The organism is Rhizobium sp. 62_C5_N11_2 (assembly GCF_051811185.1).
GTDB classification, from domain to species: Bacteria; Pseudomonadota; Alphaproteobacteria; order Rhizobiales; family Rhizobiaceae; genus Rhizobium; species Rhizobium leguminosarum.
Genome location: NZ_JBPWPW010000001.1, coordinates 2,488,860 through 2,501,525, shown reverse-complemented (window position 1 = coordinate 2,501,525; position 12,666 = coordinate 2,488,860). Strand labels below are relative to the sequence as shown.

At 60.2% G+C, this 12,666-nt stretch carries 10 protein-coding genes; 5 read left to right on the top strand and 5 right to left on the bottom strand.

Annotated elements, in window-relative coordinates:
* The first annotated feature begins 365 nt into the window (after nt 1-365).
* Nucleotides 366-1,067 (top strand): hypothetical protein, encoded by a 702-nt coding sequence (locus tag AB8B31_RS12600; protein WP_130652622.1) that lies wholly within the window; start codon nt 366-368, stop codon nt 1,065-1,067.
* A gap of 62 nt (nt 1,068-1,129) precedes the next feature.
* Here AB8B31_RS12600 and AB8B31_RS12595 read toward each other — a convergent pair whose 3' ends face one another.
* The 3 genes from AB8B31_RS12595 to AB8B31_RS12585 all read right to left on the bottom strand — a co-directional run bounded on the left by AB8B31_RS12595 (nt 1,130) and on the right by AB8B31_RS12585 (nt 6,857).
* Nucleotides 1,130-1,516 (bottom strand): GNAT family N-acetyltransferase, encoded by a 387-nt coding sequence (locus tag AB8B31_RS12595; protein WP_130652621.1) that lies wholly within the window; start codon nt 1,514-1,516, stop codon nt 1,130-1,132.
* 303 nt (nt 1,517-1,819) lie between these two features.
* Complete coding sequence (gene uvrB / locus AB8B31_RS12590; protein WP_130652620.1) at nt 1,820-4,804, bottom strand: excinuclease ABC subunit UvrB; 2,985 nt, start codon at nt 4,802-4,804, stop codon at nt 1,820-1,822.
* 262 nt (nt 4,805-5,066) lie between these two features.
* Entirely contained in the window at nt 5,067-6,857 is a 1,791-nt protein-coding gene (locus AB8B31_RS12585; protein WP_130652619.1) for a glycoside hydrolase family 15 protein, read from the bottom strand.
* An 869-nt stretch (nt 6,858-7,726) separates the two neighbouring features.
* Here AB8B31_RS12585 and AB8B31_RS12580 point away from each other — a divergent pair.
* The 3 genes from AB8B31_RS12580 (at nt 7,727) to AB8B31_RS12570 (ending at nt 9,155) form a co-directional block, all read left to right on the top strand.
* Nucleotides 7,727-8,017, top strand: coding sequence for a DUF982 domain-containing protein (locus AB8B31_RS12580; protein ID WP_312867011.1), 291 nt, complete (start codon nt 7,727-7,729; stop codon nt 8,015-8,017).
* Between the two features lie 146 nt (nt 8,018-8,163).
* Nucleotides 8,164-8,553 carry a hypothetical protein gene (locus tag AB8B31_RS12575; protein ID WP_130652618.1) on the top strand — a complete coding sequence of 130 codons (390 nt, stop codon included), beginning with the start codon at nt 8,164-8,166 and terminating at the stop codon, nt 8,551-8,553.
* Between the two features lie 224 nt (nt 8,554-8,777).
* Nucleotides 8,778-9,155 (top strand): hypothetical protein, encoded by a 378-nt coding sequence (locus AB8B31_RS12570; protein WP_115157360.1) that lies wholly within the window; start codon nt 8,778-8,780, stop codon nt 9,153-9,155.
* Nucleotides 9,156-9,253: 98 nt separating this feature from the next.
* On the opposite strand, the gene AB8B31_RS12565 is transcribed toward AB8B31_RS12570, so the two are convergent.
* A complete protein-coding gene (locus AB8B31_RS12565; protein ID WP_026230793.1) occupies nt 9,254-9,706 on the bottom strand; it encodes a DUF805 domain-containing protein in 453 nt (150 codons plus the stop codon).
* A 154-nt stretch (nt 9,707-9,860) separates the two neighbouring features.
* Nucleotides 9,861-10,628: an adenylate/guanylate cyclase domain-containing protein gene (locus AB8B31_RS12560; RefSeq protein ID WP_130652617.1), complete on the bottom strand. Its 768-nt coding sequence runs from the start codon at nt 10,626-10,628 to the stop codon at nt 9,861-9,863.
* A gap of 271 nt (nt 10,629-10,899) precedes the next feature.
* Here AB8B31_RS12560 and AB8B31_RS12555 point away from each other — a divergent pair, with 271 nt between their 5' ends.
* Entirely contained in the window at nt 10,900-12,639 is a 1,740-nt protein-coding gene (locus AB8B31_RS12555; protein ID WP_047621051.1) for a rhomboid family intramembrane serine protease, read from the top strand.
* The last annotated feature ends 27 nt before the right edge of the window (nt 12,640-12,666 follow it).

The window sequence follows — 12,666 nt, the reverse complement described above, 5'->3', positions numbered from 1 at the left end:
ATTTTTCAATGCAGAATTGTGTATTTTCGATGGATTTTTAATGGAAAAATAAGATTTAATTGATGAGAGACCAGTTTGAATTTGAGAACTCAAAGTCGATTTTTGGTTTTCTAAATATATATCGTTTCGTTTGCCGATATGACGCGCCCTGGGTATAAAGCCGCGGGAAAATTGTGTTCCCGGCGAGATTCTTCAGCGTTGCCATTAAGCGCGGCCATCGGCGCTATAACTCCCCACTCGATGACAGGTTTCGGGCTTGCGTTTGAGGGCTGCGCGCTTCGGCGCGGCCGGTCTCAGACGAGCTTGATGAGGCTCGCCTCGGTGGGGTAAATCCGTCAGCCCGGTAAAGGGATTCGCCAAGCTTTTTGAGTACAGCAATATTTGACAATTCGACCGCCTATGCGGCAAGGCAGGTTTCACAGGTGGCCAAAATAACGTTCAGGAGCACGCTGGAACCAGGGCTGGCGGATCTCGGTTTTCACAGGGTTGAAAAGTTCCTGTATCGGTCGGATGGCCACGGCGCCATTCAACATTTCCTGGAGTTCCAATTGTGGGGCGGCCCGCTGAACTATGTTTTATGCGATTTCGGCATGGCAAGCGCGGATGGGCATCGCTTTGCCGTGGAGTGCCTGAAATTATATGGCGGCGTTAGTTACTCATGGGAGAACTGGGTGCCGCGCGTCTTCGGTGTTTGGTGTCAAGTCGGTCGGTTCTGCGGGTGGGGTCCGAGAAGCTCTTTGAAGCTCAACAAGAGCGAAATGCACAATATTTCTGATCGAGCCCTGCGGGACATCAGGGATATGATCTTGCCGAAAGCGAAGGCCGTTACCAGCCTTGAGGCCTTCGCAGATCAGATATTGAAAGACGAGCCTTGGCTACCCTGGATTACCTCGCACGGAGCGATGCGAGCTGCCGAGTATATCTATGCCGCGCGACGGATCGGGACCGATCCGTCGACCATCCTCTCCGCTATCGAGCCACGCGCCCATCCAGACGTGAAGAGTGGACTCGGTCGGAACGTCGATGCTTTCGCTTTTATCGAGAGCGTGTTGTCACATAGGTTATAGGCTGTCAGCGTCACGCCCGGTCGGGCGCTAGCCAAAGATTCGCCGCCTTCGCTGCGGAAGCATTACGCGAGCTTGATGAGGCCCGCCTCGGTCGGGGCAAATCCGCAGGCGCGGTAGAAGCCGGTCAGGTGCGGTTCGAAATCGACATGCAGCCACGCAGCGCCGCGCTCCCGCGCAACCCTCGTCGCTTCCCTGACCAGCCGCGTCGCGATCCCCTGCCTTCGCATATCAGGGTGAACCGAGGTGTCGAGGATGAAGGCATGGATGCCGCCGTCCCATGCGACGTTGACGAAGCCGACGAGCTGGTTGTCGTGGTAGGCGCCGATATGGGCGAGGCTGCGGGACAGGATGGGGGTGAATTCGCGCGGGGCGGGCGCGCCCCAGGCGGCGGACCAGAGGGCGTTGAATTCGCCAGCGGAGGGGAAGGGGTCGATGCGGAGTTCTGGCATTGGCGGTTCCCTTCATTCAGCGGAGCATGGCGCGGAGGCCTTCCCGATAACGGGCCACGTCGGCGTCGCGAGCTCATTCCGTCACAGTGACGAGCCGGCCGTCGCGTCGCTCGAATATCCTGTCGCAGAGAAAGTCGATGCCGCGCTGGGCTGGAGCTCGTGGAGGGCCATGTCCGTCTTGTCATAGGCCGGTGGCGAACTTCATCTGTCGCTACGAAGCTGCTCCTTACAATGCGCTGCTGACCGGCCGATACGATGAACCATTTGATCGACGACCAACTGAGTGGCAGACGTTTGGCAGCCTCACCGTCCCGGCCGCCCGGTCTTCCCCTTCGTCCGCCCCTTGCGCTTCTGCTCGCCCGGGTCCTCATAGCTGCCCACACCCGTCTTCCCGCGCACGACCGGCCGCACGTCATCGCGGTCCGGCTGCCCTTCAAGCAACGGTGAAAACCGCTTCGTGCTCTTGGCGGCATCCGGCTTTTCCGGCAGCGCCCCGGTGACCGGCTTTTCCGTTCGGCCGACGGTCATTTCGTCGAGGTCGTTTTTGCGGAAGAGAGTCTTCTTTGCGGGTTCGGCGATGTCGCGGCCCATCTCGTCCAAGGCGGGCTTGCGGAAGAGGGGGGTGGTGGTGTCGGTGCCTGGCCCCATGTCGTCGATGGAGGGTTTGGCGAAATAGGAGGTCTGCATCTCGGTTGCCGGCTTGGATCCCGGGGTCGAGCCCTGGGATGACGGAGGAGCGGAGGATCTGCGCGCTTTCCCTTCCATCGCCTTCGCTTCTTCGCGTGCCATCGGGTCGTCCATGGCGGCGAGTTCCACGGCCTTGAGGCGTTTGATTTCGTCGCGGAGGCGGGCGGCTTTTTCGAAGTCGAGGTCGGCGGCGGCGTCGCGCATGCTTTTTTCGAGCGCGTTGAGATGGGTCTGCAGGTTGTTGCCGACGAGGTTGCCGCCATCGGCGAAGCCCTTGCCCGAGACACCTGAGATATCGGCGCGGACGTGGTCGCGTTCGTAGACGGAGTCGAGGATGTCGGAGATCCTGGCCTTGACCGATTCCGGCGTGATGCCGTGCTCCTGGTTATAGACCATCTGCTTTTCGCGGCGGCGGCTGGTTTCCTCCATCGCCCGCTTCATCGAGCCGGTGACCTGGTCGGCATAGAGGATGACCTTGCCGTCGACGTTGCGCGCGGCGCGGCCGATCGTCTGGATCAGCGAGGTTTCCGAGCGCAGGAAGCCTTCCTTGTCGGCGTCGAGAATGGCGACGAAGCCGCATTCGGGAATGTCGAGGCCTTCGCGCAAAAGGTTGATGCCAACGAGCACGTCGAAAGCGCCGAGGCGGAGATCGCGGAGGATCTCGATACGTTCAAGCGTGTCGATGTCGGAGTGCATGTAGCGGACGCGCACGCCCTGCTCATGCAGATATTCGGTCAGGTCCTCGGCCATGCGCTTGGTCAGCACGGTGCAGAGGGTGCGGTAGCCCTTGGCCGCGGTCTCGCGGATCTCGCCGAGCACGTCGTCGACCTGGGTGCGGGCCGAGCGGACCTCGACCGGCGGGTCGATCAGGCCGGTCGGTCGGATCACCTGTTCGGCGAAGACGCCGCCTGATTGTTCCATCTCCCAGCCGCCGGGGGTGGCGGAGACGGCGATGGTGTCGGGGCGCATGGCGTCCCATTCCTCGAAGCGCAGTGGCCGGTTGTCCATGCAGGAGGGCAGGCGGAAGCCATATTCGGCCAGCGTTGCCTTGCGCCTGAAGTCGCCCCGGTACATGCCGCCGATCTGCGGCACGGTGACATGGCTTTCGTCGATGAAGACGAGGGCGTTGTCGGGGATATATTCGAACAGCGTCGGCGGCGGATCGCCGGGGTCGCGGCCGGTGAGGTAACGCGAATAGTTCTCGATGCCCTGGCAGGAGCCGGTCGCCTCGAGCATTTCGATATCGTAGCGGGTGCGCTGCTCCAGGCGCTGGGCCTCCAGCAGGCGGCCGGCCTTCTCCAGCTCGGCCAGGCGCAGCCTGAGCTCCTCCTTGATCGACTTGATGGCGCCGTTCAGCGTCGGGCGCGGGGTGACATAGTGCGAATTGGCGTAGATCTTCACCGATTTCAGGTCGCCGACCTTCTGGCCGGTGAGCGGATCAAACTCGGTGATGGCGTCGATCTCGTCGCCGAACATCGAGATCCGCCAGGCGGCATCCTCAAGGTGGGCGGGGAAGAGTTCGATCGTATCGCCGCGCACCCGGAAGGAGCCGCGCGTGAAATCCATGTCGCGGCGCTTGTATTGCTGGGCGACGAGGTCGGCCAGCAGCTGGCGCTGGTCGAGCCGGTCGCCGACCGACATCTGGAAGGTCATCGCCGTATAGGTCTCGACTGAACCGATACCATAGATGCAGGAGACCGAGGCGACGATGATGCAGTCGTCGCGTTCGAGCAGCGAGCGCGTCGCCGAGTGGCGCATGCGGTCGATCTGCTCGTTGATCGAGCTCTCCTTCTCGATATAGGTGTCGGAGCGCGGCACATAGGCTTCCGGCTGGTAATAATCGTAGTAGGAAACGAAATATTCCACCGCATTGTCGGGGAAGAAATTCTTGAATTCGGAATAGAGCTGGGCGGCCAGCGTCTTGTTCGGCGCCAGGATGACGGCCGGGCGCTGCGTCGCCTCGATCACCTTGGCCATGGTGAAAGTCTTGCCGGAGCCGGTGACACCGAGCAGCACCTGGCTGCGGTCGCCATTCTCCAGCCCCTCGACGAGGTCGCGGATGGCGGTTGGCTGGTCGCCGGCCGGCTCATAATCCGACTGCATGCGGATGGCGATGCCGCCTTCGGATTTGTCGGGCCGGGCAGGGCGATGCGGGGTCCAGATCTTGCCGTTCTTGTGCAGCGGATTGCCACTCTCGATCAGCGCCGACAGCGCCTCGACCGTGGCGGTGACGGCGGTGCCGGCCTGCAGCGACGAGGCCTCCTCCAGCGTCGTATCCATGCCGGAGACGGGATTGAGGCCGGCGGCCGCGCGCGTCTTCGGATCGGTCGAGCCGCCCATGGAGGTGCCGCGCGCCGATTTGGACGCGCTGACGCCGCCGTCGCTGGTTTTCGTCCTGGCGGCGATTTCCACCTTCTTGCGATGTTTGCCGGCCTTGGAGGCAATCTGGCGCTGGGTCTCGACGCCCGAGGTTTCGGCATCGGCCTCCAGCTGCTTCACCCAATCGGCAACCGAGCCTGAGAGGGGGGCTCCCTCAAAAGACGATTGAGGGGCTTCCTCGAAGCCATTCGGGGCGGGGGATTTCTTCGGAGATTTGGCCATGGCGCGAATATGGAGAGAGTCAGCGCGAAAGTGAAGAGGGAAAGAGTACAAAAGGGAAACGAATGAATCGTTCGGATTTTTGAACAGTGGGGTGGTGTCTCTTAAGGGCGCTAACCTTGCCTTGGGCAGTGACGGCGACGGCAGCTTCCCCCATTCCTGTGACAAAGTACAGGAATGGGGGAAGCTGCCGTCGCCGCCGCTGCCTCACCACTACGCCAAGTGTTCTTCCGCCGGTCTCCCAATAACCAAGCAGAGCATATCATCAAGCCGAACGCTGGTCCGCCGGCCCCTCCAGCCGCGCGAGGTTCAACGCACTGTTGATCAACCCGACATGGCTGAAGGCCTGCGGGAAGTTGCCGAGCATGCGGCGGGCGGCGGGATCATATTCTTCCGCCAGAAGCCCGACATCGTTGCAGATAGAAAGCAGCCGCTCGAACAGGCGCAGCGCATCGTCGCGGCGGCCGATCATGCCGAGGGCGTCGACGAGCCAGAAGCTGCAAGCGAGGAACGCGCCTTCGCCTGGCGGTAGGCCGTCGTCCACCTCCTGCGTCTCGTAGCGCAGCAGCAGGCCATCGCGCAGCAGCTTGCGCTCGATCGCCTCGACTGTCGCGACATAGCGCGGATCATCAGGCGGGATGAAGCCGACCATGCCGAGATGCAACAGGCTGGCATCAAGCGCCTTGGAGCCGTAGGCCTGCACGAAACAGCCGAGTTCGGGATCGAAAGCCTTCTCGCAAACCTCGGCATGGATGTGATCTGCGAGCGTGCGCCAACGTGCGGCGGCCTCGGGCTCGCCGTCCGCCTCGGCAATCTGGACGGCGCGGTCGAAGGCCACCCAGGCCATGACCTTCGAATAGGTGAAATGCTGGCGCTGGCCGCGCACCTCCCAGATGCCTTCATCGGGCTCCACCCAGATTTTTTCGAGAAAGGGCAGAATGGCCGCCGCCAGTTCGCGTTCGCGGTGATGCGGCGGAAGCCCGCCCTTGCGGGCCTGCAGTATGGCGTCGGCCACCTCGCCATAGACATCGAGCTGCACCTGTTCGGCAGCGGCATTGCCGATGCGTACGGGTGTCGAGCCCTCGTAGCCACTCAGCCAGGGAACCTGCCATTCCAGCAGATTGCGCTCGCCAGCGACGCCATACATGATCTGCATCTGCGCCGGGGCGCCGGCGACCGCCCGCAGCAACCACTTGCGCCAGGCGCTGGCTTCCTCGTAATAGCCGAGTTTCATCAGGGCGAGCAGGGTCAGCGTCGCGTCGCGCAGCCAGCAATAGCGGTAGTCCCAGTTGCGCGGCCCGCCGATCTTTTCCGGCAGGGAGGTTGTCGCCGCGGCGACGATGCCGCCCGTCGGCATGTAGGTCAGTGCCTTGAGCGTGATGAGCGAGCGTTTGACCTGTTCCGTCCACCGGCCCACTTTCGGGCAGGCCGCGGCAAAGGATTGCCAGAATTCCTCCGTGTCCGGCAGCGCATATTCCACCTGCCGCTGAGCCGGCTGCGGCATATGCGAGGGGGACCAGGTCAGGGTGAAGATCTGGCTCTCGCCAGCGGCAACCTGGAAGGAGCCGACCGTGCTCAGGCCGCGGCCTTCGAGCGGGACGGCGCAATTCAGGGTTAGCCTGTCCGGGCCGGCAATGGCGGTGATGCCGCCATCCTCGCCATGCGTGACCCAGGGAACGGTTCGGCCGTAATCGAAGCGAAGGTTGAGCTCCATATCGAAGGCGACAGTGCCGCTCTTGCCCTCGACGATGCGCATCAGATCGCTCGTGCCATCGCGAAGCGGCATGAAGTCGATGAGAACGGCGGTGCCGGTCTCGGTCTGAAACTCGGTTTCGAGAATGAGCGTATCGTTGCGGTAGCGGCGCGTGACGCGGACATTTTCACCTGACGGTGACAGCGACCAGAAGCCGTTATCCTCGGCGCCGAGCAGAGCGGCAAAACAGGCGGGGGAATCGAAGCGCGGAAAACAGAGCCAGTCGATCGAGCCGTTCTTCGAGACGAGTGCGGCGGTTTCGCAATCGCCGATGAGCGCGTAGTCCTCAATGGGTACCGACACCGGAGCCTCCTTTGCATAGCAGTCGGGCTTTTAGGTAGAGGCCGTGCGCGGAGGTCAAGCGCGGAAACTAACGGGGCGGTAGGCGTGCCGGCTATCATGCAAACTTCCGGATATCAATTGTACGAAGATCTCCGACCGCAGCTTTGACTGCCGCGCTCTGTCGGATGATATCTGCACGGAAAGCGCGTTTCCCTTGTTCGCCATTGCCCAGGTGAATTCCGACGACCGCCGGGCGTCCGGTCGCCGTCGTGGTCAAGAGCGGATCTCCGCTAGCGCCACTGCGGGAATCGCAAAGGTGGTGAAGCTCCGGACGACCCGTCGGATTGACCTGACACAGGCTGAGGACGAATTGGTTACGGTCGCTTACGAAGCCGGCAAACCGAGCCGAAAAGCGGCGCGCCCTCAAAAGACGATTGAGGGGCTTCCTCGAAGCCATTCGGGGCGGGGGATTTCTTCGGAGATCTGGCCATGGCGGGAATGGGGAGAGCGTCAGCGCGAAGGGGAAGAGGGAAAGAGTACAAAGGGGAAACGAACTGTTTGTTCGAACGCGTGAATAGTTTTCAAATTTATGGCGCTGCGAAGCCGGCGCACCGCCCCAGTCCTTCGAGGCCCCTGTGGGGCACCTCAGGGTGAGGCTCCCTGAGCGTTGGCGCGGCATGCTCCAACGCGCCTTATGCTGAGGTGCGCAGCCCGCAGGGCGAAGCCTCGAAGCACGCGCCGCAGCGTGGCTGCCGGCAGCCATTGCTTTAGCCTTGATGGATTACCGGCGCCCGTGATGTCCGACGGCGATCATCCGGCGGCCCCTACTGGAACCGAGATCGGCCTCGCGCAGTTAGTTTCTAGTCACTTCACCTCTAGGTGCTACTGCCATTAGCGATCATTCTGCCTTCTGGGAAACCCCCATATCGATCGACCTTGATACCGGCGAACGGCTGGTTCTGCGCTCACCGCAGGATGCGCTTTATGCACTCGTCTCGGACTGGCCGGTCAATGCCGGCGTCCACCAGCAAAGGGCGATCGATTTCTGCCGCGCCTGGCTTGCCGGGCGGATGCCGGCCGAGACGGTGCGGCAGGCCTTTACCCTGGCGGCGCTGGAAGCCGGGGTGGCGATCAACGATTATGATGGGGCCGGAAGCTCTGTTGGGAACCCTTTAGTGTAGGTGCCGGCACTGATATCCACGTCACGCGGCCGACATCCTGCAGCCGCGACAATATTCCTATGATGTATTGCAAATATTATTCTCGCTGTGTTTGTGGGAATACGCAGCGTTTATTTGCGCTCAGATTCTTGTAGGGATTCAGCTGAATGAAAATGAAAGTCCTTGTTTGCGTCACTCTGCTGGCTCTCGCCGGCTGCAATGCGCCGGTGTCGCAATCCGTTGCGGATTCCCAGCGTCCTCCCTCAAGTGACGTCCGGCAGAATTTCATTAACATCGTGTTCAAGAGAAGCTACAGGCACGAAGCAGGAGAAGTCGTATGGGCCCGCATTTCCAGCGTGGTTCTGCTTGAGCCCGAGAAGAAGATTTATGCTTACTGTGTGCGGGTGGTGCCCAAGCGCAGCTGGGGAGACTGGGCCTATCTCGGCGTCTCCTTCACGGATGGCAAAATATTAGGCGCGACGGCGAATGACGATCGCTGCCGCGACAAGCGGCTGCGCTATTATCCGTTTACCGAGTTGACCGGCATGAAGACCTGACGCAGGGGCGAAGGCTCCGGCCGCGTCGCCGTTCGAGGCTTTGTTGAGCGGCGGCGCGACATGCTTCCAGCGTCCCGAATGCGCGGCATCCTCCAACCTTCCTCATGCGGAGGTGCTTAGCCGCAGGGCGGAGCCTCGAAGTACGGGATGTGACGTTGCTGCTTGAAGCCATCGCCTTTTGGAAAAGGCCGATCTATCGACGTCGAAATAGGAGATTCAACTGAATGAAGATCAAATTCCTTGCTTGCGTTGCCCTGCTGGCACTGGCCGGCTGCCAAACTCCGGCGCCGCAGTCCGTTGCAGATTCGCAGCGTCCGCCCTCCAACGCGGTTCGACGCGAGTATGTCGACGCTCTGCGGGGAACCATTAAAGCGGGGAACTTCGTAAAGGCCGAGATTTCCAGTGTGGTTCTGCTTGATCCGAAAAAGCAGATATATGCTTATTGCACGCGCACGACGGAACGTGCCTACCCAAACTGGTCCTATATCGGCCTGGGCCTGCAGCACAACATGATACTGTATCTGAAAAAGAATGACTATCGCTGCCACGACGAACGGCTGCGTTACTATGATTTTCCGGAATTGCGTAACATGAAATACTGATAGAGAGGCGAGGCGCCTGGCAGCCTCGCTATCACCTTCCGGCGGCGGTCCTGCTCAAACCGTGGAACCTTTCCCACGCTCGCAGGCACACCATATTTTCAAAAGACGGACGCCCTGGAGTGATCCGCAGCCGGCGCTCTGCAATACCACACGATGACGGCAATCGTTCCAATGGGAAACAGTATCCCAAGAAGCTGGTGCCATCCGCTTCGGTTGATGTCGTGAAAACGCCGAGCGGCCATCGCGATTGAGGGAAGAAACGTCGCCAGCGACCAGATCCAGTTCAATGTTGCGGTTCGATCAACAAGGTACAAAGCGATGCTGACGAGTGCGACAAAGAGCGCCGAAAACCAGAATTCCGATCGGCTGGCTCTGCCGGTGAAATCCACATATTTCTTGAAGTAGCTGCTGATCGCCTGGCCGAAACCCATTGCCTGCGGCAGGCCGCCGAAGCGGTTCGGCCCGGCGGGTGGGTTTCTGAAAATGAAGAACAACGGCAAGGTTAGCGGGATCAAGACGACCAGCCAGTGAAAGAGAGAAAAACTACCCATGAGATACCCCAACGATTTGAATGGCATAGAGATAAGCAATGTTCGTTGCCGGAAGATTAATTGGCTTGCAATCTGACGCCTTCGGCAATCACAGCGTGAGAAGCGGCGGCTGCCACGTTGAGGACAGTATAGACGCTTGGAAGAGGTTGGCAGTTCAGCGTTTGACCAACACACGCGCCTGCACCGGCTGCTCGATGCCCTTCAGCACAAGCATGCGCGTTTCGGCGCCCGCGGCGAGATCGGCAGCCTTTGCCGCCGTTTCGGCCGAGATCAGGATCTCGCCGGCGGCGGCCCGGGATTCCAGCCTTGCGGCCTGATTGACGACGCCGCCGATCGCGGTGAAATCGCTTCGGAAGCTTGAGAATTCGCCGATCTGGACCTCACCGGAATGGATGCCGACGCCGACGCCGAGAGTGCGGTCGGGCAATGCCTCGAGCGCCAGACTGTTCAGCGCGGCGGCGCAGTTTTGCTGGATCTCCTGCGCAGCCAGGATCGCCGCGCCCGCGTGATCCTTTCTGACAATCGGAAAATTGAAGATCGCCATCAGGCCGTCGCCCATCTGCTTGTTGACGATGCCGTCATGCGCCCAGATCGCTTGCGCGCAGCGATCCTGGAACAAGCTGACAATCTCGCTCAGCTGCACCGCCTCGATGCGCTCCGAAAGATCCGTGAAGCGCCTGATATCGGCAAACAGGATGGTGGCGTCGACGGTGATCTGGCGCTGCTTCTTGACATATTGGAAGGAGCGCTCGCAGATCGTGCAAATATCCGGGTTCATCTTGCTGCGGGTGATGCCGAGGGCGCGGAAGGGCAAGGCAAGCGCACCGCCGATCGGGATCGGCATATGCATCTGGTCCCAACAGCCGCGACAGATCCTGGCGCTGCCGTGCCTGGTTGGCTCCGTAGAGGAGGCTGTCGTCATATCTCGCAATCCATCGCCTGATAGCTGAAAACAAGCTTCCGACACTCGCCTGCTTTTGGCAACTCTGCTGATGCTCCGGGGTGATGATGGATTGGAGTATTTCATATTGAATTATCATGCGCAATTTTTTGAGCACTCCGAAACGCGCCTTGCAAAGCGCTATTCCAGGTAGATAAATTCAATCCAGTGTCATCTCCGTGCTTACAGGGAGCCACGTTTGCGCCGTTGAAGAGCCACGCGTGCGGTCGATATTTTTTAGCGAGAATTTTGGATGAACCCTGAAGAATTGCGCAGATCGGAATACGCCAACAACCGAGGCAAATTGCTTCTGATTTTCCTGGTTATAGTTGCCATCACGGCAGGAATAATTTGGCTAGGCTTCCATCCACCTAGGGATAAGGATCCTCGTGTGGCTTGGTTCTTCGTGGTGCCGGGCGCAGCGTTTTTTGGGATACTAGCATTGCTGCTGTTGCCCAAGCTCTTCTCTGTGGAGCCGGGACTCGTCATGTCGACGGCCGGAATCCGTTTGCCGAATTTCCCTGGCCAGATACTGCCGTGGTCCGCCATTCAAAGCTTTGGCAGAGTCCAGACCAAGTATGCGGATAACATCATTCTTCACCTTGATGCCACTGCCGCCAGGACCTTGATCAGACGGGGGCTGGCGAGCCGGCTGCCGGAATGGTTCGTCGGTTCACGCGCCAAGGTCGGGATTGCTCTGAAGCTCTTGCGGGGCAATTCGGACAGGATATTCGATGAGTTCGTCGAATTGCTGTCCGAAGCTTACGAAGCCGAACGCCAAACCATGCAGGAAGTTGGCTCGACCGCTCCGGACGACGAAGACGAAGCGCTGGAACCCGCTCTCAACAGCGGCGGTTATCCGGTATTCACCTACGTTCTTCTCGCCGTTCTGATTGCGGTCTATGTCGGCGAACTGGCCTTCGGTCTCGAGCCGCCCGTCGCCGGCACTCCCACCAATTGGACTCTCTTCGTCCTTGGTGGGACGTTTCGTCAAAGCATTGTCGAGCAGGGTCAATGGTGGCGGCTGTTTACCGCACCCTTCATGCATGGAGGTATCCTCCATCTCGCGTTCAATTGCGTTTCCTTGTGGTTGGCAGGAGGGCTCTTTGAACGGCTGATCGGCTGGCGCTGGTTTGCGGCGATTTTTTTCGCAAGTGCCCTTGGTGGGTCTGTCGCATCGGTGTGGATCAATGCGCCGAACACGATCGGGGTCGGCGCCTCCGGCGGGATTGTCGGACTTTTTGCAGCCGTGATCGCTGCCAGCTTCCGTTTCCGCTCAGGGCCGATTGCAGATACCCTGCGGATCGGGGCAGCGCAAATTCTCATTCCCTCCCTGCTGCCATTCCTTTCGGCAGCAAGAGGCGGTGAGAACATCGATTATGCTGGACATTTCGGCGGCGCCTTGACCGGGGCCGCGCTATCGTCCCTGCTGTTGGCTTTCTGGCCGAGAGAACGCCCGACGCCTCGTTTCGGCGCGGCGGCGACAGCCTTCAGCACTCTATTCGTTATGATAGCGGCGGCGTCGCTTTGGCCGATCAGCAACACACGTCAATTCATTGTCAATGACCCCATGGCGAACTATTTCGCAGGCAAGTACCAGCAAGCCGCGACCGGGTTTGCCCTTAGGACAACCGAGAATCCCCCGACGGCTCCCTATTATCATCTCTGGCGTTTCATGGCTCAAAGGCGGGGCAATGATACAAAAGCAATCGCCGATCTCAAAATCGCGGCCAGTAAAACGGACCAGGGAACATGGCCCTATCCCGTTTTCAGTCTCTTTCTTGGCGAGTTGAAACCGGATGAACTGATGGCGAAGGCGGCCGACAGCAACCAGCGTTGCGAGGCCACATTTTACAATGGCGAATGGTATCTGTTGAGTGGCAACACCCAGGAGGCGCGCCAACGTTTCGAGGCTGCCTTGTCCTCCTGCCCCACGACATACATGGAATATGACGGCGCGAAGGGTGAATTGAACAGCCTCGGTGTGCAATAATTTTGTGTCCGCTCAGGCCCGAAACCG